18 protein-coding genes are annotated in these 23,850 nt (G+C 57.6%); 8 read left to right on the top strand and 10 right to left on the bottom strand.

Translation table 11 applies throughout. The features are described 5' to 3' along the window. Positions 1-332 precede the first annotated feature (332 nt). Complete coding sequence (locus J3U88_RS08775; protein ID WP_207856477.1) at positions 333-1,508, bottom strand: hypothetical protein; 1,176 nt, start codon at positions 1,506-1,508, stop codon at positions 333-335. Positions 1,509-2,844: 1,336 nt separating this feature from the next. Here J3U88_RS08775 and J3U88_RS08770 point away from each other — a divergent pair. Beyond that, entirely contained in the window at positions 2,845-3,474 is a 630-nt protein-coding gene (locus J3U88_RS08770) for an ECF-type sigma factor (protein ID WP_207856476.1), read from the top strand. A 240-nt stretch (positions 3,475-3,714) separates the two neighbouring features. Then, the gene (locus J3U88_RS08765; protein ID WP_207856475.1) at positions 3,715-4,914 is read left to right on the top strand and encodes a serine/threonine protein kinase; all 1,200 of its coding nucleotides are present in this window, start codon (positions 3,715-3,717) and stop codon (positions 4,912-4,914) included. A gap of 28 nt (positions 4,915-4,942) precedes the next feature. Here J3U88_RS08765 and J3U88_RS08760 read toward each other — a convergent pair whose 3' ends face one another. The 9 genes from J3U88_RS08760 to J3U88_RS08720 all read right to left on the bottom strand — a co-directional run bounded on the left by J3U88_RS08760 (position 4,943) and on the right by J3U88_RS08720 (position 14,424). Continuing rightward, positions 4,943-5,830: a hypothetical protein gene (locus J3U88_RS08760; RefSeq protein ID WP_207856474.1), complete on the bottom strand. Its 888-nt coding sequence runs from the start codon at positions 5,828-5,830 to the stop codon at positions 4,943-4,945. A gap of 724 nt (positions 5,831-6,554) precedes the next feature. Next, positions 6,555-6,950: a formylglycine-generating enzyme family protein gene (locus J3U88_RS08755; protein WP_341535170.1), complete on the bottom strand. Its 396-nt coding sequence runs from the start codon at positions 6,948-6,950 to the stop codon at positions 6,555-6,557. 428 nt (positions 6,951-7,378) lie between these two features. After that, positions 7,379-8,089, bottom strand: coding sequence for a DNA alkylation repair protein (locus tag J3U88_RS08750; protein WP_207856472.1), 711 nt, complete (start codon positions 8,087-8,089; stop codon positions 7,379-7,381). 62 nt (positions 8,090-8,151) lie between these two features. Continuing rightward, complete coding sequence (locus tag J3U88_RS08745; protein ID WP_207856471.1) at positions 8,152-8,910, bottom strand: MipA/OmpV family protein; 759 nt, start codon at positions 8,908-8,910, stop codon at positions 8,152-8,154. 141 nt (positions 8,911-9,051) lie between these two features. Beyond that, positions 9,052-9,954, bottom strand: a complete 903-nt coding sequence (locus J3U88_RS08740; protein WP_207856470.1) for an anti-sigma factor — start codon at positions 9,952-9,954, stop codon at positions 9,052-9,054. After that, complete coding sequence (locus J3U88_RS08735) at positions 9,951-10,505, bottom strand: RNA polymerase sigma factor (RefSeq protein ID WP_207856469.1); 555 nt, start codon at positions 10,503-10,505, stop codon at positions 9,951-9,953. Before J3U88_RS08735 ends, J3U88_RS08740 begins: the two co-directional genes overlap by 4 nt. Positions 10,506-11,350: 845 nt before the next feature. Beyond that, a complete protein-coding gene (locus tag J3U88_RS08730) occupies positions 11,351-12,640 on the bottom strand; it encodes a phenylacetate--CoA ligase family protein (protein ID WP_207856468.1) in 1,290 nt (429 codons plus the stop codon). A 59-nt stretch (positions 12,641-12,699) separates the two neighbouring features. Then, the gene (locus J3U88_RS08725) at positions 12,700-13,161 is read right to left on the bottom strand and encodes a thioesterase family protein (RefSeq protein ID WP_207856467.1); all 462 of its coding nucleotides are present in this window, start codon (positions 13,159-13,161) and stop codon (positions 12,700-12,702) included. A gap of 459 nt (positions 13,162-13,620) precedes the next feature. Further along, on the bottom strand, positions 13,621-14,424 hold the full coding sequence (locus J3U88_RS08720) for a PAS domain-containing protein (RefSeq protein ID WP_207856466.1): 804 nt from the start codon (positions 14,422-14,424) through the stop codon (positions 13,621-13,623). 259 nt (positions 14,425-14,683) lie between these two features. On the opposite strand from J3U88_RS08720, the gene J3U88_RS08715 reads away from it, so the two are divergent. The 6 genes from J3U88_RS08715 to J3U88_RS08690 all read left to right on the top strand — a co-directional run bounded on the left by J3U88_RS08715 (position 14,684) and on the right by J3U88_RS08690 (position 23,849). Next, the gene (locus J3U88_RS08715) at positions 14,684-15,208 is read left to right on the top strand and encodes a hypothetical protein (RefSeq protein WP_207856465.1); all 525 of its coding nucleotides are present in this window, start codon (positions 14,684-14,686) and stop codon (positions 15,206-15,208) included. A gap of 95 nt (positions 15,209-15,303) precedes the next feature. Beyond that, positions 15,304-16,569 carry an NAD(P)/FAD-dependent oxidoreductase gene (locus J3U88_RS08710; protein ID WP_207856464.1) on the top strand — a complete coding sequence of 422 codons (1,266 nt, stop codon included), beginning with the start codon at positions 15,304-15,306 and terminating at the stop codon, positions 16,567-16,569. 165 nt (positions 16,570-16,734) lie between these two features. Next, positions 16,735-17,988 carry a glycosyltransferase gene (locus J3U88_RS08705; protein WP_207856463.1) on the top strand — a complete coding sequence of 418 codons (1,254 nt, stop codon included), beginning with the start codon at positions 16,735-16,737 and terminating at the stop codon, positions 17,986-17,988. A gap of 393 nt (positions 17,989-18,381) precedes the next feature. After that, positions 18,382-21,456 carry an amidohydrolase family protein gene (locus J3U88_RS08700; RefSeq protein ID WP_207856462.1) on the top strand — a complete coding sequence of 1,025 codons (3,075 nt, stop codon included), beginning with the start codon at positions 18,382-18,384 and terminating at the stop codon, positions 21,454-21,456. Between the two features lie 11 nt (positions 21,457-21,467). Next, positions 21,468-22,817, top strand: a complete 1,350-nt coding sequence (locus J3U88_RS08695) for an amidohydrolase family protein (RefSeq protein WP_207856461.1) — start codon at positions 21,468-21,470, stop codon at positions 22,815-22,817. A gap of 273 nt (positions 22,818-23,090) precedes the next feature. Continuing rightward, the gene (locus J3U88_RS08690) at positions 23,091-23,849 is read left to right on the top strand and encodes a DUF4097 family beta strand repeat-containing protein (RefSeq protein WP_207856460.1); all 759 of its coding nucleotides are present in this window, start codon (positions 23,091-23,093) and stop codon (positions 23,847-23,849) included. The last annotated feature ends 1 nt before the right edge of the window (position 23,850 follow it).

The raw sequence follows: 23,850 nt of genomic DNA, 5'->3' as shown, positions 1-23,850 counted from the left end.
CGCCTCGCCGTCTCCGAGTGGCCATCCTCATTCGCCCACCTTCCGCGTGACGTCCCCAAGCGCCAACCCGAAACCCATCATCCCGAACCAAAGCCCAACGGACGCCGCGACTCGCCGACCGCCTCATGGGAAGCGCCGGGCACAGCCCGCGTTGGGCAAAGACAACAGATGCGTGCAACGGGTTTTTCGATTCTAACCTGAGGCCGCGACTTGGAGCGAGAGAATTCATAACCGAAGCAAGATTCGCCGGCGATGGGAAAATTCACATTATTTGGCAAATCATCCGACTTCCGCGGCATACGGGGTCGCGATCACCCTTCCCAATCGGTGCGTTAGGTCAAGAGACGGAACAACAAAAAGGCACCGACGTAGTTCCCGAGATTGGAGCCAAGGTGACTCATCACCACCACGAGCAGGGTGCGGGTCAAGGGATTGGCATAGATACCGCGCACGCTGCTGAGGTCGATCGGGATGCGTTCACAATCGGTCACCCGCGGCCGCCGACGCCAACCTTCGACCAAACCCACCACCACCGCGGTACGCAGGAGCGGACTTAAAACGGTAAAAGGCGTCACCAGCAAACCCGCCGTAAACGCGGCCAAGGTGGGACGCGCCGGGAGCATGAACAACCCCGTGCATAGCCAATTGGGAATGGCCCAGGTCAACAGAATTTCACGAAAGGATAGGTCACCGCGGCCAAAGAACCCATAGACCAACAAGCCGATGAGGAGCGCGCTCACCATCCAAGGGAACACCCGTACCCACCACGGGGGTTGCGGCATACCGGCAAGGGCATCGCGATCAACCGGGGTTTCGAAGTGGCGGGCCACCGCGGCCAAGCGTTCGGCCGGAATCAAGGCCACCACGTGGTCGCCCTCGGCGCGGCGAATCGAGTCCATTAAATATTGATCCGACTCGTCAAAAAAGGGTTGGGCGACCTCGGGCAAATGGGCACGCAGGGCGCCGTGCATCGATTCGGCGGGTAGGCTGTCTGGCTTGCGGCGCCAAACCAGGGCACGCAACAGTTGCAACAGGGTTTTGGCACGGCGGTTGGGTGACAGTTCCCGCCAGCTCCGTTTCAGGGTCACCTGGAGATCGCGCTCCCCAAAAACCAACTTGGCGCCCATTTCCTGCGCCACCTCCATGCGCGCCAGCATTTCCTGACCCAGCCGCACGGCCACATCTTTGCCCTGCCGGTGTTGAAACCAGGCGGCGGCCACATTGCCCAGCAACATCAAAAAGCGGCCTTGACGCAAGACGTCGATCACTTTGAGGCGACGCCAAAACAGATCGTCGGTAAGGATTTTGAAGCGGGTTTCGCACAAAGCGACACACACGGTATCGGGATTGAGCGCGGCGATCTTTTGGTCCACGGCTTCTAAGTCGGCGGTGTCGTGATCCGTGAGGCCCACCAAGGAAATCAGGCGATCCCCGTCCTTGATTTGCAAAAAGGGCGGATCGCCGGGCGGGTGGTCGGCGGGGTTGGGCGGTGATAAAGCAGCGGTCAAAACAACAACTCCGTGGCGGCGGTCCGGCGGTATTCTAACCGAAGCCCGTGGAACTTGGAAAAAATAGCCGGGTTGGGGATGGATTTCTCCCACCGGCGCACCTCAAACGGAGGGAAACCCCTATTCGGGTGACCCAACACTCAGTATGAGGGTTCCCGACGAAGGGGCCGCCTTCCCAGGTACCACAAAGAACGCGGCAACCAAAAATTTACCGGGAAACCAAGGATGATCCCGCGCCGCATCCTCGAGAAAAAGCCAGGTAAAATTCAAGTAAACGAGGAACCTTTTTTGTCCAACTCTTGATAACATACGGCAACTTATCAAAGCGCAAGAACGGCTAAGCGTCGGGCATTAAAAACAAGGCTCGCCTTAGGTCAAACAACAAAGTGACGAAAGAAAGACACCTTTTCTGACCGATACAGAGGGTCACGAAAACACAAAAACCCGCAACCCGCGCGTTACTTAGTATGCTTTTTTTAATTCATTGCTGCCTTCACCGCGAAGGCCTGCACGCGGCGCATCCCTAATTGAGTCCATGGCAAGGTCGGCAAAAGCCTTTGATTCAGGACGATCCGAACCTGATCACTCGGCATTAAGCGGCGGAAGCGTTCTTGATGATCACGAACCTCGGCCGAATCACCGAATATTTTGCCATCCCGCGGCGATTCCGAGAAGCGGCCCAATTCTTAAAAGTACCGTCCGTTTCGCTCCATTCGTTCGATAGAAAAAGAGGGTTAAAAAGGGTGCCGAAGAGGGAGAATTCTCCGGCACCAAACACCATCGAAGAAAAGAACGAGGACGAGAACGAAGGAAGTAAGGACACTATCCCACGGGAGTTTGCTTAGTCTTTATGGGTTAAAGGTTAGGCACCATCCTACTGCCAAATGCAAAATCTCTCAAGTGAAATTTTCCCTTAAAAAACTTCACAACAACTCACCAAGCCTCAAAAACCGAAGTTTTTAAAATCTCAATTTAACCAAACGTTCAAACTTTCAATCTGTTTCTCGTGGAACCGCTACCCAAGGTTCCGGTGTAACCATGATGAAGGCTAATCTCCTCATCCTTTTTCTTAAGATCCGTCCCCGGATTGCATCATGTTTTGCGCGTAACCCCATAACCGAAGGCCCGCCTCCCTGCCCCTGGTTTCACCCATTGCCGCCCGAAAACCTGAAACCACCGGCCCAACGGTTCATTGCCAGACGGAAACCCTGGTTTTCTGAAATTTTTCACGACCAAACCTTTGTCCTGGTTCGTCGTAAAAACACCACCAAACCACGCGGTTTCTCCTATGCCTAGCTTATTTTCCCGCTTATCCATCATTTGAAGAGAGGTTCCCATGACGCAGTCGACCCCCAGCCCGGACAACCAACCCGGTCCCGTCACCCGTTTGCTCAACCACTGGCAACAAGGTTGTCCCGAGGCGTTGTCGCAACTGATCCCCCTTGTTTATGACGACCTGCGCCGCATGGCCAACGCCCACCTGTACGGCGAAAACCGTTCCGCGCTCCAGCCGACCGCATTAATTAATGAACTCTACCTGCGCCTGCAACAAGCGGCCCATTACGATATTCAAGACCGCACCGATTTTTTCCGTTTTTCCAGCGCCTTGATGCGCCGCATTTTGGTGGACGAGGCCCGTTACCGCTGTGCCGCCAAACGCGGCCACGGCAAACCCATGCAATCGATTGACGATCCCAACTTCTTTAAATTGGCCAACGGTGAAACAGTTCAGCCCGAAACCTTGCTGAGTATTGACGAGGGCTTGCGTGCTTTGCAGAAACGGCACCAGCGCGCCGCCAAGGTTTTGGAGATGCGGTTTTTCGCCGGGTTCACGGTGAAGGAAATCGCCAAAATCCTCGACGTCTCCCGCGCCTGCGTGCTGCGCGACTGGCAACTGGCCCGCCAATACCTGGAACCCCGCTTGAGCCCCGGCGATCCCAACGCCGAGGAAAAACAAAGCGCGTAGCCCGCATTTCTCACCTGTATCCTGCTTCGCGAGCCAAAAACCTTGCTATCACCGCGTTTGCTCCCACCGTTGCATGGCAACGGTGAGAACCGGCCTTCGACGTAGCGCTGCTACGCCGAATGGTCGGACCCCTGTGTCCGGTTTCGGTCGCAAGCCTTGTGCTACCAAACTTTTTGACACGCTCGCGACGAAAACTGGTGAGAAATTCGGGCTAGCCCGGTCCAACCTAAAGGAGCAAGGATGAACACCGCCCGTCCCATCCCAGCCGATCCCGACGCCACCGTGGACAACCTGGTCGAAGCCGCCTTCGATTATCCACCCCAACAGCAGCGCCTGTTCCTAGAAAACCGCTGCCGAAACCAGCCCAAAATCCTGGCCCAGTGCCTGGCTTTACTTGGTTTAGATGAAGTTGATTCGGTGCTGTGCAGCAACCTCGATGTGGAATACGCCCACGAAACCCGCGGCGGCATCGCGGCCTTGACCGACCGCTACCAACTCGGCGGCGTGGTGGCGCGCGGCGGCAGCAGCAAGGTGTATTACGCGCGTTGCCGCGCGACCAACCAACCGGTCGCACTCAAACTCCTCAAGGCCGGGCCGGCCCACGTCTCATGGCGGCAACACTTTTTGCGCGAACAAAACCTGCTGGCGCGCCTCGACCATCCCAACGTGGTGCGCTTCCACGACGCGGGCCAACTCCCCGGCGGGCAATTGTACGTGGCAACGGAATTCATCGCGGGCGATTCCTTATTGCACCACTGCGACCGGCACCAACTGGACCTGCTGCAACGGCTGCGTTTGTTCCGCAAATTGTGCGCGGCGGTGGGCGATCTACACCAGCAGCGCCTGATCCACCTCGACCTCAAACCGGACAACATCTTGGTCACCCCGGAAGGCCGGATCAAACTGATCGATTTCGGCTTGGCCCAACTGAATCCCTACCATAGCGACTGGATCCACGGACAACCGAGCATGTTGACCTGTGAATACGCCGCCCCCGAACTGCTGGGCGGCGAAGGCTTTAACCACCAAAGCGACATCTACGCGCTGGGCGTGGTGCTCTACGAATTGCTGTGCGGGATTCACCCGTTCGAGGGCGTTTCCACCTACGACTTGGTCCACAAACGCCGCGAACAAGCGGTGCTGGCACCGAGCACCTCGCTCAAGCTGCTGCGCATCAACGAAAAAGGCCGCGCGCGTCTGCGCGGTTTAACCAAAGCACGACGCATGCAGGGCATCCCGGTTGGCGAATGGATCGCACCGGATTTAGACGCGGTGGTCCTAAGGGCCATGCATCCCAACCACGAGGAACGCTTCAGCGACACCAAACAACTCAGCCAGGCGGTATTGCGCCACCTGCTCGGATTCACCACCCCGAAACGGGGTAACCGCTTGTGGCAACGCACCTTGGCGTGGCTACGCCGCTTCGATTTGGTCGCTTAGGAAGATTTACCGCGGTGAATGGAACCGATTAAGGTGTGCCTGTCCGCATTGTGAACATACCTTCCTCGGTGTCAAACACCAAGTGCTTGTCCTGGTGGCGGGCCAGGACAATGAGGCTGTCGCTAACGGGAAACAGCTTGCCGTTTTCGAGCTTGTAGCGTTTGCGCGTGACCTCGCCAGATACCGAGTCCCTGGGATATAGATCGAAGTACACGGCATGGGCATCCGCAAAAACCCCGTGAATCAGCGATTCGAAGGGGTTCCTTCGATACTGCCGGCTGGACTTTTTTCGTTGCACCGGTTCACGTTCAGGCAAGTGGCGCTGTACTTTTTGGAAGGTAGCATCATATTCAACCACGGAACCGGTTTTACTGTGCAACGCAAAGAAGGCCTCGCCATTCGCATAAAAATATACCGTGTGGTGCTTTTCGGATTGAAATTGGTGCACCGGCAAAAATTCTTTTCTTTCTAAGTCAAGAAAGGACAGGATATGCAGCCCTTCTTCGTCCTTAAAGCGACAAAGAAACCGGCCCTCTGCTAAAGCTTGGGTACCATACCAAAGCATACTTGCCGGGCGTCCCTTAAATGATTCGAGCTTAATCGTTTCTCTGAATTCGCGCTGGGCGGTTACATAATAGGCAAGCTTGTTTTTCATAACTAAAAAGCCGTCTTTGTAAGGAAAGACCTTTCTGGCGGCAAAAATTTTCAATCGTGGGTCGTCGATTTCATGGACTTGGCCGGCTTCGAGATCAATCAAGCACAATTTGGTTTTCATCTGAGAAAAGTTGAGCACGGCAAGATGGTTTCCGTTTTGTGCGGCACCATGAAGGTTTTGGACAAAGTAATCATCCAACGGGAAGGCTTCGCTGCTCAAATCCGAGAAGCAAAGTGAAAGGAGAAAGAGCGTAACAATCATAAATACAACCCTTTTGGCTGAATCAAAACAGACCCGGAGCCAGTCCGGGTCGCGCTTTAAACGCTATACCAAGATCAGTAGTTTTGCAGTTCGCATTCAGCCCAATCTCGTTCGATCATTTCCCAGGTTTCTTCATCACATGGCGACGGAAAGGTCTGTACCGAACAATCGTAAATTTCCTCGAGAATGTCAAGACAGTCGGGCGTGCTGTCCGCAAGCATCACAAATGACAGAGAAGATAGAAATAGAAGAAACGCGATAACCTTTTTCATGGAATCAATCACCGATAGCGTGACGAAAACGAAGACGCGAACAATCGAACCCCGTCTGTCCTCGTCGTTGATTAGGGCGCCTCAAACGAGGCAGGCCTGATTCCAACATATCAATCACAGAACTGTCTATTGAAAAAAAATCACAGTAAACCGTCAAGTCTCTCAAAAGCAGCTTACCTCTTCTAAACCCGAATCCAGCCAAACAAGCACAGATAATTATCTTGTCTCCATTGCTGCTTTGGAAAACAACACTGTTTAAATTTAGAACCGTCCTTTGGCGAACCATAGGTTGGTTCCGTCTCATCGCGTCACGCTGTTCCCGCGGTAATTTTTCGCGTCGCGAATTGATTAATCCGGCCGGCCCGAGACCGTGATCGTGTTTGGGAACCTGACCGTCGTCTCGAGCACGCCTGTCCCTGTCCCACCCACGAGCACGCTTTTCTTTTTTCTGGTTAGGAACCTCCGGCGGGCCGGAAGCCCTGGTACTGCCAGGTGCTGCCCGGCGCGCTCGCGCCCCGGTAGGCGGACCGGCAGATCCTCGCGCCGTTGGAGAAGCTGCCACCGCGCACCACGCGCTTGCCGCCTCCCGCGGCGCCGACGGGATTCATACCATCTTGTGGGTCATAAGAACCGTACCAATCTGCGCACCATTCCAAAACATTGCCATGCATCTGATAGAGACCCCAGGGATTACACGGCAGATCCTTAACCGAAACAACCTGGTCGCGATAAATTTGATCAGGTTTGTTTTGCCGATACCGATATCGTCCATCAAAGTTGACCTGAGCCGTGTCAATCCTTTCACCGAAAGAAAAAGGTGTTTCGGTTTCCGCCCTAGCGCCCGCCACTGAGAACAAAATGCGGTCACATCGAAAAAGGAGACCGATTCAACGGGAAAGTCTTCGCCTGGGGATCGGCTGGGATTGTCACCCATTACGGCCGACCACAACGCCTGGGGGCAAGCCGTATCGGCGAGCCAAAAGCCTTTGGTGAGGGTGATTTCCCGTTGATCCTCATCGTCTGATCGCCCATGTTCCGTCGCGGGCGAACCCATGGTGAACTGTCCCGGTGGGCACCAGCGGAAGGTTTGGTCCACGCCGGCGACCTCGACCGTTTGCCAAATGCCGTAGGCGTCCCGGCCGTATGCGATGGTGCTCGGGTAGGGAAAATCGTCGGGTGGGGCGATGCGTCGCACCCGTGTTACCGCCATCTTGCCTTCCCCTTTTCGTCGCCTTTGATCATGATCAACTGCATTCGTTTCACACCGGTGTCTTCGTTAGCAGCGGGCGGTTTTTTTCTTGCGGCCGAGGCGGTTTTTTTCTTCGAGTTTGGCGATGTAGGTGGTAGCCAGGTGGACTTTGCACTGGGTTTTGCCCATGTCGACGTTAACCTTGCCGATTTTGGCGGCCACCGTTTTGGCTTGCTCAAGCAGTGGGATGGTGAAGGCGGCGGCGCCGAGCACAAACCCGTTCATGGCGTAGCGGGTTCGGTTGGGGCAGTCGTGGATGGTGTCGCCGACCCGGGTTAGCAAGGTTTCCAGTGTTGCGAAATCGAGTTGGTCGTCGGGTGTGATCGAGAGGCAATGGGTCAAGGTGGCCCAGCCCGCCGCGCTGACATGGTCGCGGTCGTCCTCGATCCAGCGCAGCGCGACGTCCCAGCCGTTGCCCGATTCCGCCGCCACGCCCGCGACCGAATATTCCGAGATCCAGAACCAGAAGGCTCTGTCGGCCCAGGCGTCGAGGTCTTGTTCCGTGAAGGTTTTGGGGTCGGCGGCCAGGCCCGCCAAATATTGGGCGTCGGCGTTGCCGGTGTCGAACAAGGCGCGCACCAGGTCTTGGTCTTTTTTGATCCCTTTGACCATTTTTTTGAGTTCGCCGACACGCACCCCGAAGGCCTCGCCCTCGTAGCCCTGGTTGCGGTAAATGCGCAACGCGTCCTCGTTGCTCTTGGCCTCTAGCTCGGCCATCACGGTTTCCAATGTGGTCATCCGTGCCCCCTGTTGATTGGTTTTAATCCGTATCTAACAGGATTCGGGCGCGGGATTCAATCTTATTTGAAGCGGTAGGAGAATCCGGTCAGGAACGTAGAAAGGCGGCTTTTATCGACGATGGGGCTGTCTTCGATGGTGCTCGGTAAAAACGAGGTGTTAAAAATGCTCAACCATTGCCAACCGGAACGACCCAGGGGCCGAATCACCTGCACACCGACGGCGGGAATCACGGCGGCATCCGGCTGATAGAAAGGCCGGGTCGGCAGGGCCTCGGGTAGGGTGACACCGTAGTAATAATCGGTGTTGTTTTTATCGCGGTAACCCAGGGAGAGGTCGCCGGACAGAATCCACATCCCGGCACGGTGCCTTCGCTGGAGCGACAGGTCCAATTCGTAACCACCGCTGCGGTCCAACACATCGAACATGGCCTCAAAATTCAAGCTGTTACGGCCGAAATTGCGTTGATAGGCCAGGCCGAGATCAAGGGATTTTTCGCGATCTTCCATGCCGCGCAACACCTCGGAATCGTCTTCCTCGTAGCTTTCGAAACGGGGTTGCAGGGCGAATTCGAAGGTTTGTTTGCGGGACTGCACCAAAGCGTAACTTGCGCGGATCCCTTGAAAGGTAAAGCGCCCCGACCGGTAGGTCAGCAACGGGATCGGGATCACCTCGGAATCCTGGCCGGCATAGGCGTTGTCGTTAACGAGCAAACCCAGGCCCAAGCTGAACCGGGGCGGACCGGGCTCGGCGCCGGCGGGAGGTTGTGCTTGCAGGAATCCGAACAGAAGCAGGGCGAACAGCGAAAAAAGACGGGGCATAAGCTTCTTCTCCTGGAATTGATCGGGGTGATGGTTTTTCGACACGGGGTTCAGGGCAAGCGCGGCCACTCCGCCTTTGGGGCAAGCGAAACCGAGCGGGCCGAAACCCGCTCGTGCAAAGTACATGGGACCTATTTGGATTTAGCCGGGTTTGGCGACCAGGACGATGCGTTCGCGACCGGAAACCACCACGCCACCGGGTTTTTCGATGGTGATCGCGTAGAGGGCCGGTTTTTTGACACCGATTTTGGCATCGATCGGGATGATAACCTCGCCGTCACCCGCGGGCATGTCAAACACGCCGCCGTCGACGGGGAAGCGTTCGTCCCCTTCTTCGTCGAAGATCCAGAGTTGGTATTGGTAGGTGCTGGGATCGTTGGCGGCCAAACCTTGGATGCGCATGTAGCCTTCTTGGGCGTCGCCGGACCAGACCACGTCGCCGGAAGCACCGGTCGCGGTTTGATCCGGGGTCGCTTGCCAAGGCAGCGTGGTCGCATCGGTTGAGGCGAGCAGTTGTTGTCGCTGTTCCAGCGGCGAGGGCGGCCGGTTGGCGGCTTCAATCGAGGCGCGCAACTCTTGTTCCAAGGCCGGACGCATCTCGGCGATGGTCGCGGTACGAATTTCGGCGATTTGATCGGCACTGGGCTCGCGCGGCAGCAGGGCGAAGGCGGCCAGGGCGGCTGCAACCAACCAACCGATGATGTTGGTCATGATACCGGCGCTGCTGGATGCTTCCGTTTCTTTGGCCGGAAAAGGCGTCACGACCCCGTTGTCGGCTTCATCCTTGGGCGAAGCGCCCTTTTGGTTCTTTTCCGCAAAAAACATTTTGGCGTCTTCGGCGATGTGGATGTGCAGTTCAGCGGGTAATTTTTCTTCTTCGGATTCCTCGTGGGCGAGCATGGCGGCGGCGACGGCCAGACCTATTTCGTCTTCCAATTCAGCGTAGGCATCCAGTTCGAGCCCGGCGAGGGCGATGCGGTCCTTGCGGTCGAGGTCACCGGTTTCACGGTCAACCAAGATATCGAGAAGGCGTTCGTTGTTCATTGAGCGGCCCTCCTTTCCTTTGGTTTCCCGATCCGTTCCAATTTCTCGCGAATCGTGGCTAAGCCGCGGCGGATGTGGGACTTCACGGTGCCCAGTGCCACCCCGGTGGTTTCGGCGATTTCACCATGACTCATGCCGAGGTGAAGGGACAGGTACAAAACTTTGCGCTGCTCGCGACCCATGTCGTTCATGGCCTCGTGGGCGCGTGTGGCGTCGGCGGAAGCTTCCAAACCGGCGGCGTAGGCGGGTTCGGCGGTTTCGGCGAGTTGGACTTGTTCGGGCCGCCGCTTTTGTTGGCGGAGCCGGTCGATTAAACGGCGTCGAGCGATCATCACCACAAAGGTTTTTTCCGAGGATTTTTCGGCATCAAAGCGCCCGGCATTTTTCCATAGATCGATAAAGATCTCCTGCACGGCGTCTTCGGCTTCTTGTGCGGGGCACAGTCGTTTGGCGACGGACCAGATGAGACCGCCGTAAGTGTCGATACACTTTTTAACCGCGCCTTGATCACCCTGCGCAACCCGAGGCAGCAAGGGGGTGGTGGCATTCATGGATACTCCAGGTAAGGGGTCCGTGGTATCGAAAACCCTGAGCGAGCTTACGAGCATGGATCAATCTCGCGGGATCCGCGGGGGTAGGGCATGGCATGGCGCAGAACGGGGGAGATTGAAACAGGTATCATCGTAGCCGCTTATCCTCCAAAAATCCTATGCAAATCGACAAGAAACAGTGAAAAACCGGGAAGCGCGCACCCGGCTCGGGTTCCGGGCCCCTGAAGAACGCCTGACAAAAGCTGGACAATCAATAGACAAGACAGGAAATGGAGACAGCAAGCGGTGGGAAGTCCGGGTCGGCCGCCCCGGGCCCGGTGCGATTGCCATCCACCGTTACCAGTCTCTTTCGCCGGCGAGGATGGTATGGATGCAGGCGATGTCGTTTTTTTTTGCGAGATGGTTTGAGGATTTGGTAAGCCCTTTTCCGGCAGGGGTTTTCGTTCGGGTCCGCACTCAATTTTGCTTTGTTTGGGATTCTTTATTTCTCAGGATGTGCGGATGGTTTGAGGATGCGGCCACGCCCCGGCACCCTCTGATCCCTCTTCCCGGCGCGGATGAGGCCGTCACTTCGATTCGGCTTCCCGGCGTTTCAAAATCAAGCACCGAACCCATTGGTTCCCGGCATGATAACCCCGGGCTTTCGACAGTTTAGGTAGACCGAACCCCGTCTCATCGGTTCCATTCGGATGCCGAAACCCAAACAATACAGCACCGTCGAAGCCACGGCTTCATCCGCGTCGGGTAAGCGCAACAGAGGGCGCCTCACCGCGCCCGCATCCTCTTTTCATCCTCATATCCTGAGAGAAAACGGATACCAACCCATGCCTAAAACATGGACAGCATCAACCCATCCTCGTCCAGCGCTTCGCCTTCAGTTCAAAGCGCGGCAAGGTCCCCTTGGCCACCACCTCAATCGGGATCCGCAACGCGAATTCAGCCTTGAGCGCCTCACCCAAGCTTTCCACCCAGTCGCCCTCGGCGTTGTCGGTGGGTTCGACTTGGAGCCGCATCTCGGTCATGGCGTCCCGTTCTTCAAGGAGTACGCGGTACTCGGCCACGACCGCGAAGCGGCGCACCACCGCCTCCACCGCCGCCGGGTACATGTTGACGCCGCGCACCACCACCATGTCGTCCGCGCGACCCAAAATTCCGCAGGGAAAACCCCACTCGATGGTTTGCCAATGGGGCTCGGGCGCTTGTAATTGGACCAAATCACCGGTGCGGTAACGCAGCACGGGGGCGGCCTCGCGGCCAAGCGTGGTGAGCACCAGCTCGCCGCGTTCACCCGCGGACGCCGGCGCCTCGGTAACGGGGTCGATGACTTCCACCAGGTAATCGCTTTCAATGATGTGCATCAACCCTTCGACATGGGGGCTCTCATAACCGGCCGGGCCGATTTCGGTCATGCCGTAATGGTCGACCACCCTTGCCCCGCGCCAAAATTGGCGCATCGCCCGGCGTGTCGCGGGGATGGCACCCCCCGGCTCGCCGGCGACAATGATCACCTTGAGGGGAATGCTGTCCAGATCGAAGTCGTTCTGCGCGGCGACCTCTCCCAAGCGCAAAGCGTAGGTCGGGGTACAACACAAAACGGTGGTTTGGTTGGCCGCCATCGCTTGCAAGCGGCCCAAACTGTTCAGAGCACCGCCGGGGATGCAGAGGTTCCCGCCGGCTTGGGCGGCCTCGAAGGCCGTCCAAAAACCCAAAAAGGGACCGAAGCCAAAGGCGAAAAAGATGCGCTCGCCGCCCCGCACCCCGGCGGCATCGTAAACGCGCAACCAGTGGCTCAGCATCCAATCCCAACTCCCCGGGGTATCCAATAACCGCAACGGCGCCCCAGTGGTGCCGCTGGTTTGGCAGTAACGGGTATAGTGGTGCGCCGGCTCGGTTGTGTTGCGACCATAGGGGGGAAAGGCCTGCTGATCAGCAACCAAATCGCGCTTAAAGGTAAAGGGAAAGGCGCGCCGAAAATCGGCCAAACCCATTTCCGGGAACCGCGCCAAAAAGGCGTTTACCCGCTCGCGGTAAAACGCATTGTCCGCGGCGAGTCGGCCCAACATGGCGTGCAGACGGGTTTGCTGGTGGTGTTCGAGCGCGTGGCGGTCGGAAAAAAACGGCGGCATGGTCGGCATAAACGCTCCCCTCGGCAGACACAGGCTGATCAACATCCGGTGGCGACAAGCGCCGGCCGTTACTCCACGGCTTCCAACAGCTTCTTGGGCGCCTCACTAATTTGGTCGTACAGCTTGTCGGGGATTTTGGCGGCTTTGAGCTTGCGGGTATCGTTGTCGACGCTCACGAATACGACGGTCAAGCGGCCCTTGGCCACCAGGCGGCCGTCGAACACACGGCGGAACAAAAAGACGTAGTTCAACACCTTGCGCAGTTTTTCTTCGACAACGAGATGGACCTCGACTTCCTCGTCGTAGGCAAGCGGGGCGAGGTAATCCATTTGCGCTTTGACACGGGGCCAACCATGGCTGTTCTTCTTTTTGAGGCGAAAACCGGAGAAGCCGAGCTCGTGGTAAAACGCGTGTTCGGCGAGTTCCATGTAACGAAAATAGTTGGAGAAATGAAGAATCCCAGCGGGATCGGCCTCATGAAATTCGATCCGTTTGATGTACTTGTATTCGTAGATGGCGCGTCTCCTCACAAGCGAAAACTTTTGTTAAGAACACTTAAGCTCCGATCAACCGGTAACCGGAAAAAGGTAAAGCTCACCGCGCCGGCACAAATGACGCGGCGATGCACGCGTCGTGAGATTATCATGAATCGCCCGCGAGGTTGGAGCCCTTTTTATTGTGGGCGATTTGACCCTGAGGGATGGCGCGACAACGCCTCGCGTGTCAACACCTTCAGCGTTTTACCATCCGTGAACGCCTGAGACCCAGGGTGCGACCATGTTCAATGATCGTACCCGGGGCTAACATAGGGAATCCCTTCAGGATTCGTCCAGGGTGGCCGGGAAAAGCCCGGCTTCTATTCAAAGCATGGTCCAGGGATGGGGTGGTGCGGCCCCGGTTGGGGCGCGCCGGGCCGGGGTTTCGCATTTGGCACCACGCCATTGGGTCGGTTATCGCTTCAAGGGCGAGGTTCCGCTTAAACCGAAAGCTTAGCTGGTGCGGGCCAAGCTCTGGAATTGCTTGGTTTTCTTGTGGCCGGCATGGATTGGGGTCGGCATCGGCACGGCATCAAACGACAGCAGGTAACGGTACACCGATTGATCAACGCGAAGAACGGCCGCCCACCGACATTCGACCTCGAGCGGTTCGCCGTCGTAGGGATGAAGCATCACGGTTTCCGGGTCGTGTTCGTGGCAATCACCCACGGCCAACATGGCCTCCAAAGTCACCACTTGGTCCGGCTCGGCCAAACGAAACACCTCAATCAACCGGCGACCACGTGCCAATTGCAACATCCAGCCGGTCAAGCGTTCCGCCTTGGTGTTCATGTAAACCACGGCCCCACAATCGTCTACCTGAATCAACGCCTGCTCCGATTGTTGCATCACCATCTGACTAAATTTGACGGCGTCGGCGGTCTGGCCTTCCACTCGATGGCGAAAACACGCCAGTTCAAGGGAAAGCCGCAATTCACGGAGGGTGAAATCGGGGTGCAGGTAGTGGAATGGATCGGTCTCTTCAAAAGCTTCGTGGTCCCGTTCCGAAAGCAACAATACCGGCCGAAAGAAACAATTAGCTGTCTCCAGCGCGGTCCGGGTGTGGATCATTCGCTGATCCGGGTCGGTTAAATCAATAACCACCAAAGTGTTAGCCTGTTTTTCCAACCAATCAGGTAAGGTCTCACGGGTCAAAACAGTAGCAACCAGGCGGAGTTGCTGAAAACGGTCAACCAAAAAACGACCGCGCTCGAGGTCGCAGCACAAAATACCAATGTTTAAGGACGAAGGAAGCATAAGCACAGCACTTTCGGGTGTCCGGCGGCAGGGCCACCCAGAAAAAATAATAGATCGGCGAAAATTAAGCCAAATGAAGTGGATTGTTGAGACCTAATATAAGGGAAAAAATGACCCGTTTTCAAGTTTTTTGCCCGTTCTTTTTCACAATTCTTTAACTTTCGGTGCCGCGACCTTGCCCGACCCCCTCCTTTTCAAATGTCACCGCCTTTGAAACAATGATTTCATTCTTCCCGTAAATCGGGACATGATTACCAATATGGATACCCAACCGATGTTCAGTACCCTCGCCGACGCACTCGACCTCAACCTCGATGCGATGGTCGCCATCGACGGCCAAGCCATGCCGCAACCCTACCGCGATTTACTGGTTCACGAGGGCGACATGACCCTGCGCCTGCAGGACCATTACCAAACCGAGATCCACTTGCGCGCGCTCAGCGTGGTGCGCGAGCAAGAGCGCCTGTTGCGCAAGGTGTTGCTTACTCGCCCCGACGGCTTGCTGGTCGAGTTCGGGGTGATCCGCATTTTCCTGGATGTCTTCACCGACGAGGTGCGGCCCTGGGTAGAAAGTTGCCGTTACCCCCTGGGCGGCTTGCTGGCGCGGTTTAACGTGCCGCGCCGTAGTGAATTGCAAGGCTTCTTTCGCATTCGCAGCGATGCGGCCCTTGAGGATGTGTTAGGTTTGGAGAGGACGACCGATTTGTATGGGCGGCTGAATCGCCTGGTCACCACCGACCACCAAACCATCGCCGAGGTGGTCGAAATTTTGCCACCCTCGTAGGCGGCAACCGAACCGAGCCGTTTCCAGCAGGCTCCAACGTTTATCGGGAAGGGCGCCAAACCGCCCAATGCTCATTTGTTCGGAGGCATGGTCGCATGTTGCAACACGAAACCGTTGACGCCGTCATCATCGGCGCCGGTCCCACCGGCTGTATCGCCGCCACCCATCTCGCCAAGGCCGGTTTTAAGGTCGCGGTTTTAGAGAAAACAACCTTCCCACGCTACCGCGTCGGCGAGTCCCTCATTCCCTACTGTTATTTCCCGTTGGAACGCGCCGGCCTCATTGACAAAGTGAAAGCGGCGGGATTCCAAAAGAAACACAGTGTCCAGTTTGCGGCAATGGACGGCACCTGCTCCCATCCGTTCTATTTCACCGAACACATGCACCATGACGCGGCGACAACCTGGCAGGTGGAACGCACCCGCTTCGACCAAATCTTGGTGGATCACGCCCGCGAGGCCGGGGCCGAAATTCATTTTGAAACCCAGGCCAAGGACCTTGTTCGCGATGCGGCCGGCACGGTCACGGGTGTGCAAGCCCTCCACAAAAGCCACCCGATCACCTTCGAGGCGCGCCTGACCATCGACGCCAGCGGTCGCGACAGTTTCGCCATTAACAAAAACCAATGGCGGGTACGGGATCCAAAACTGAAGAAAGTCGCGATTTGGACCTATTACGAAGACGCCAAACGGGATGAAGGTTTGGACGAGGGCGCCACCACCATCGCCTACCTGCCGGAAAAGGGCTGGTTCTGGTACTTGCCGCTGGGCGAGAACAAAACCTCGGTAGGCATTGTCGCAGAAAAAGCGTACCTGTACCGCGACGGCCGCGAACCGGCCCAAATCTTTGCCCGCGAAGTTCAGGCCAACCGTTGGATCGCGGACCACCTGGCGGGCGCTAGCCACAACGGCGCCTTCCGCGTCACCGGCGATTACAGCTACCGCGCCAAACACATCGCGGAGGACGGTTTGGTGCTTGCCGGCGACGCCTTCGCGTTCCTCGACCCGGTTTTTTCTTCCGGTCTGTTCCTGGCCCTGGTAGGCGGCGAGCAGGCGGCGCAGGCAGGCATTGCCGCCCTCCGTGCCGACGACGTGCGCGCGGCCCGCTTCGGCGATTACGCGGAACGCTTCATCGGGGGCATGGAAGCCTTCCGCAAACTGGTTTACGCCTTTTACGATCAAGGCTTTAGCTTCGGTGCCCTGGTCAAAAAGTACCCGGACCAAAGGCCCGCGCTCACCGATTGTTTGATCGGCAATGTGTTTCGCGATTTCGACCAACTGTTCCAAGCCATGGCTGATTTCGCCGCGGTCCCCGAGGCCTTGGGTCATGGACGGCCGCGCACCGAGTCCGTCTCGTGCTAAAGCCAACCGGCACTAAGGCCTTTGTACCTAATTCGTTTCCCACCCGCCGCTAGGAGGGTGGGAAACCCAATAAAACGCGGATCGTAACTGCATCCGCATTTCCTTTGTGCAGCGCCTTTGGGTAGAATGGGCATGTTTTTCTACCATGTCTCCCGAGGCGGTCTGATGCAGTATCTATTGGTTGTACCTGTTGCTTTTTATCGTGCGCCCGACGGTCGCGTCGCCTGTGAAAGCGCCTTCGTTGAACACCTGCGCATGACCCGCACGATGTTCGAACCCAAGTTCACCTCAATGCGCATCGCCGCGCCCACCATGTCGGACGAAGAATACGAAAAGAACAAACACCACCTCGGCCATTTCACCGAAGAAGAAGAACAAATCTTCTATACGCGGCTCCACCAATTCGAAGCGTCCCGCCTGTTGTTCGCCCTTTTTTTGTGGCTGCCCACCTACTTAAAGATCATCGGCGCGGTGCGCAAGGCCTCGCTGGTCCACAGCGGCCTCTCGTTTGACATCCTCATGCCGTTTGAAATTTTTTCGTTATTTGCCGGCACCGTTATGGGTAAAAAGACGGTGTTCGTCATTGATATCGACAACCGCAAAAGCGCCGATATGCGCTACGCCACCGGCGCCATGTCCAAGAAGAGTTACCTGATCAGCAAGTACGTTTACAACCCGTTGCGCATCCTGCAAATTCGCTGGGCGGTTCGTTTTTGCTCCCTGCTCATGCTCAAAAGTCAATCGTTGGTCGACGATTACGGCAAAGGCAAAGACCACGTCAAAAACTTCTACGACGTCGCCTTTTCGCCCGAATATGTCATTCCCGAGGACCGCTTGGCGCAAAAAACGCGCGACGTCCAAGACACGGGTAAACCCCTCGACCTCACCTTCTTCGGCCGTTTGGTTCCCTACAAAGGCATCGACTACTGCATTCGCGCGGTAAAAAAAGCGCGCGCGTTGGGGGCCGTGGGCGCGCGCCTACACATCCTCGGGTCGGGTTACCAAGAAGACGAACTCAAGGCGCTTACGGCGGAATTGGGTGCCGAGGACTATGTGATTTTCCACGGCGCGGTCCCCTTCGGCCCGGTTTTTTTCAACCAGCTCTACGACTATCATTTATTAATGGCTGCACCCTTGTCCCAAGACACGCCGCGCAGCCTGTTTGATGCGATGGCCGCGGGGATTCCTTTACTCGCCTTTGACACGGATTACTACAAAGATCTGGTCAACACGGGCGCGGTGGACGTGGTTCCCTGGCGGTCGGTGGACGCCTTGGCGGAAAAAATTGTCGCCTTTCACCAGGACCGTCCCCTTTTGGCCCAACGCATCGAAGCCGGCGTAACCTTCGCCAAGGAAAACAGCCAAGACATTTGGATGGCGCGCCGCCACCGCTGGATTCTGGACCTTTTTCCTGATTAACGCGGAAATTGGGTCTGAACCAAATTGGGTTTATAATACGCGTTAATTTTTGCAGTCTTCCGTCCCCACGCTGACCACCCGTCCGACATCGATATACAGCGACCGAAACAACCGCGACACACAGCTTGATCGCGGCCGAAATAAGGTATTCGTCCTTCCTGAATCAGGTCGCACGATTCGCCGCCGTACCCGACACAACCGCGTTACGGCATGGGTAGCAGAACCGCGGAACAGGCAGACACGGCAACCCGGCAGGGTGCGGCGCGGGTCGAAAAGACCCGTCAAGGGGCTTCGGTTTGTTTTCAAGCCCGACACCCTTGCGCGGTTTGCCACCGATTCAGAGGTCTCGACTCCGTCGCCGCCAGGCGGCTTTCCACAAAGGATTCCCACCCTATGAAAAAGAGTTTCATTGGCTATTGGCTCTTGTTTGCCGCCGCACTCGCGAGCGCGCAAACGCGCCACCACGCGCGCCAACCGGTTGGTTTGCAAGAAAATCCCCCTACCGCCTACGCCGTTACGGGCGTAACGGTCCAAGCCGATCCCAAAACGGTGATCGAGAACGCGGTCATTTTGGTTCGCGACGGCGTGATCGAAGCCGTCGGCCCGGCCGCAACGATCACCCTTCCGGCCGACGCCTTGGTCATCGACAAAAAGGGCGCATTTGTCTATCCCGGATTTATTGATTTGATGACGGACGCGGGCAAGAAGAAAAAGGCCGGCGAAGGCGGCAAAAAGAATCAGCCCGCCGGCACGGCCGACCACAACGCGGAAAACACGGCGGGCAAACTGCGCGCCGACAGCTACAACTACCCCAAGAAAAAAGCAAAAACCCTGCGCGAGGCGGGTTTCACCGCGGCCGTCTTTGTGCCCTCCGGCGGTATTTTCCGCGGCATCGCCTGCCTGACCTTACTCCAAGAAGGTCGCACCAACGACGTCATGCTCGACCCCGAGGTCGCGGGCGTCGTCAGTTTTGAAGGCGCCGTCCGCCAGGCGTACCCAGATTCAGCCATGGGTGGTATCGCCATGATTCGCCAAACCGTGGGCGACGCGCGCTGGTACGAACAAGCCCATGCGACCTACCAAAAACACCCCACCGGGCAAACACCACCCAGTGTGAACCGCGACTTGGCCGCCCTGGTTCCTTTTGCCAAGGGCGAGAAACCCTTTTTGTTTCAAGTGCGCAACCACCACGAGGCCTTGCGCGCGCTGAAATTGAGCGAAGAGCTGAAGGTCACATCCTGGGTTTTCGCCGGTGACGACGCCTACCGGCGCGTCGATGCATTTAAAGCGTACAACCCCAACTTGATCCTGCCGTTGGATTTCGCGGAAAAACCGGCGGTGGCTGATCCCGCCATGGAAGGCACCATCAGCCTGCGCGAACTGCGCCATTGGTACCTCTCCCCCGCCGGCCCGGCGGCGCTGGCCGAAGCCGACATCAACTTCGTGCTCACCAGCCACGGCCTTAAGAAAAGCGGTGACATCCTCGGCAACCTGCGTTTGGCACACCACCGCGGTTTGGCCAAAGAAACGCTGTTGGCGGCTTTGACAACCCGACCTGCCGCCTGGTTGAACCAATCGGACCGCATGGGTGTGATTAAAGCGGGCGCCATGGCCAACTTCTTCATCACCGCGGGCGACCTGTTCACCACCGAAACCACGGTCGGCGAATCCTGGGTCCGCGGTGAACGGCGGCGCTTCGACAAGGGCGACGAACAGGGTGTGTTGGGCGATTACCAATTCACGGTCGCCAAGAAAAAATACAGCCTGACCCTGGCCGGCAGCCCCAAGAAACTGAAAGGCACCTTGAAGCGCGGCAAAAAAGACGTGACCACCTCGGCTTGGTCGCTGGACAAGGGCCGGCTGGTGTTCCACATCAACGACAGCACCCTGGCGGGTGAAGGCGTGGCACGGGTGAACGCACGGGTTGAGGAAAACGGTTTCTACGGCCAGGTAATTCGCGCCGACGGTACCCGTTTCTCATTGAACGCCCAACGCGGGAAAGCGGCCGACGCCGACAAACCCAAGGCCTACCAAGGTCCCAAACTCTTGGACGAACCGCTCGCCACGGTGTTTCCCGACGGCGCTTTCGGCCGCAACGCCATGCCGGAACAACCCGCGCTGGTTGCCGTTACCAACGCCACCATCTGGACCTCCGGTCCCGACGGCAACCTCGAAAACGCGACGCTGCTGGTCAAAGCCGGTAAAATCGCCGCGGTCGGCACCGATGTCGCCGTGCCGGAAGGTGCGCTCGTGATCGACGCCGCCGGCAAACACGTCAGCCCCGGCTTGATCGACGAGCACTCCCACGCCGGTTTGGACGCGGTCAACGAATGGACCACCACCAACTCGGCCGAGGTCGGCACCCACGAGGTGATCAACCCCGACGACATCAGCCTGTACTACATGATGGCGGGCGGCCTGACCATGGCCAACCAGCTCCACGGCTCGGCCAACCCCATCGGCGGCCAGAACTCGGTGATTAAGTTGCGCTGGGGTAAAACTGCCGAGGAACTGCGTTACGCCAACGCCATGCCCGGCATTAAGTTCGCCCTGGGTGAAAACGTCAAACGCGCCAACTTCCCGGCCCCCGACGGTTACTATCCCCTGACCCGTCTTGGTGTGGAACAGTTCTTCCGCGATCAATTCGACGCGGCCCTCGCCTACCGTGCCGCGTGGCAGGACTACGAAAAAGCGGCCGACAAAAAACACCGCATTCCCCCACGCCGCGATTACCGCTGGGACACCCTGCTGGAAATCATCGACGGCAAACGCCAAATCCACTGTCACTCCTACCGTCAGGACGAAATTTTGGCCCTGATGCGGGTCGCCGAAGACTTCGGTTTCAAAATCGACGTCTTCACCCACATCCTCGAAGGCTACAAGGTGGCACCGGAAATGGCCAAACACGGCGCCATGGCCAACACCTTCACCGATTGGTGGGCCTTCAAAATGGAAGTAGTCGACGCCATGCCCTACAACGCGGCGCTGATGCACCAAGCCGGTGTGGTCGTCGGCTTCAACTCGGACGACGACGAACTGGCGCGCCGCCTCAACACGGAAGCGGCCAAGGCGGTTAAATACGGCGGCGTTTCACCGGAGGAAGCCCTCAAAATGGTGACCTTAAACCCGGCCCGTCAACTGCGCATCGACGAACACGTGGGCAGCTTGGAAGTGGGCAAAGACGCTGACTTTGTCCTGTGGAACCATTCGCCCCTGTCCATGTACGCGGTCGCCCAGCAAACCTGGATCGACGGCACCAAGTACTTCGACCGCGAGGAAGCCAAACAACACACGGCCGAGGCACAGAAGCAACGCCGTGTTTTGATTCAATTGGCGCTCTCCGACAAAGGCAAGGGCCCCAAATCCGACCGCGCCAAAGGCAAAACCCGGCGCATGATGCACTGCGAGGATCTGGACGCATTTAGCGACGGTTCTCTCGACGGCCATCATCACCACGCACACCACTAGGAGGTCCCCCTATGAAACCTTTTCCATCTTTTAAGCGGGCGCTCCTGAACGGGATGCTCGCGGCCCTGCTGCTCTGTTCCATCACCCATCTCAGCGCCCACGACTCGGTCCCCGGCGCCAAACAATCCCAACCCGTCGCGATTAAAGACGTGATGATCGTACCGGTCAGCGGGCCGGTCATCGAAAAGGGCACCATCGTGTTTTCCGAGGGTAAAATCGCGGCTTTGGGCACGGACGTCGCCATTCCCGCCGGCAGCAAAATCATCGACGGTCAAGGCCGCCGCGTGGTGCCGGCGTTCATTGAAAGCTGGTCCTACCTTGGCCTGCGCGAGGTCGGTTCGGTCAAAGCAACCCAAGACTACGACGAGTCCGGTGAGATCAATCCCAACCTGCACGCCCACAAGGCGGTCAACCCCGATTCCGAATTGATTCCGGTTACCCGCGCCAACGGGATCGGCCTGGCGATCACGCGGCCCAGCGGTCTGATCGGCGGCCAAGCCTCACTGATCCGCCTGGACGGCTGGACCTACGAGGACATGACGCTGGCCCCCAATGTGGCGATGGCGATGGATTGGCCGCAAACGCGGTTCTTGAACGTGCCGTGGTTGCCCCAACAGCGCCGCGATGAATTTAAGAAAAAGCGCGAAAAGGATCTGGCGGCCTTGGAAGCGTTCGTCAAACAAGCGCGCCACTACCAACAGGCCCAAGACGCGGCCAAAGAAGGCAAAGCCAAAAAGCCCCAACCCGACCCACGCCTCGCGGCGATGGACAAGGTGCTGCGCGGCGAGCAACGGGTATGGATTCGCGCCAACCGCGCCGATGAAATCCACGAGGCGATTGATTTCTGCAACCGCCATGACCTGAAGATGGTGCTGGTCGGCGGCCGGCAAGCCGACCAAGCCGTCGATCAACTGAAACGCTACGGCATTCCGGTGATTCTCCACCGCACCCAAGCGTTGCCGAGCCGTCGTGACGAGGCCTACGACCATGTCTACCGCATGCCCGCGATCCTTCACGAGGCGGGCGTTGAATTCGCCATTACCATCGGCAACACCCTGGGCAACGACCGCAACCTGCCCTACCAAGCGGCGGCCGCGGCGGCCTACGGCCTCGACCCGGCAGCCGCGCTGGCTTCGATCACCTTGGCCCCGGCCAAAATTATCGGGGTCGCCGACCGGGTCGGCAGCCTCGAGGTCGGCAAAGACGCCACCCTGATCCTGTGCGACGGGGATCCCCTGGAGATCACCACCCACGTACAGGCGATGTTCATCGAAGGCGCCGAGGTCGATCTCACCAGCAGGCACACGCGCCTCTGGAAAAAATACGAGACGCGCATCAAACGCCTCAACAACGGACGCTAACCCATCGAGCCGGCCCCCGGGGCCGGCTTTTTTTGTGCCCGAACCGAGATGCATCCCGGCAAAGGTACCAACCACACCTCCCCTTTCGCGCTGGTTCGTGTACAATAGCGCCAACCTTCTTGCCCCTGTCCTTATTGTAAAGACGGTTTATGACGCAACCCGGCGAAGCGACGCCGCACGGGAACCCTCATTCTATTCGGAACCCAAGCCTTTATTTGGTTGCGCCGATCTCATCGACACGCACCTGTCCCCGCGTGCCCTAAGGAACCCACCATGAAACTCCGTAACCTATTGTTTGTTTTCGGCCTGACCGCCGTACTCTCGGCCGCAACACCGGCCGAACCCACCAAAAATTACCAGCATGTTCGCGACGAACACAGCGCCGCGATTAAAGCCGGCACCCCGGTCAAAGTGGTCAATCACTATGGCGACATCCGCACCCGACCCGCGACGGCCAACACGGTAGAAATGGTCAGCCACAATCAATTCCAAAATACCCCAAAACCCCAACTCAACATTGTGAACGAGAAAGACAAGCTGCTGATTGAGGTGATTTTCCCTGAAGCCAAGGGCGACGTCACCGGTAAAAAAATCCAACGGGTCGACCTGACCCTGTTTATCCCCGAAAATTCACCCCTGACCATTCACGGCAAACACGGTTTGGTTGAAGTCAAAGGCCACGCGGCGCGTCTGGAAATCGAAGCCGACCGCGGCCACGTCCGCTTTAAAAACAAAGCCGAAACCCTGGTCAAAACCGTTCAAGGTGATATCAAAGGGAATTTTAAAGGCAAACCCGCCGGCAAGTCCCACATCGAAAGCATCCACGGCACCATCGACCTGCGTTTCGCCGACAAAGCCGCCTATAAAGTGAAAGCTGTGACCAAAGGACACATCACCTCCGATTACACGATGAACGTCGATTGGAAGGGCCGCGAACGCCTGAAGCACGCCGAACTTGAAACCGGGAACGCCGGGGCCGAGTTAATGGTCGACAGCCGCCACGGCAACGTCATGCTATTGCGCGAAATTTGAG

Source organism: Acanthopleuribacter pedis (assembly GCF_017377855.1).
GTDB classification, from domain to species: Bacteria; Acidobacteriota; Holophagae; order Acanthopleuribacterales; family Acanthopleuribacteraceae; genus Acanthopleuribacter; species Acanthopleuribacter pedis.
This window is presented reverse-complemented; position numbering and strand designations above follow the sequence as displayed.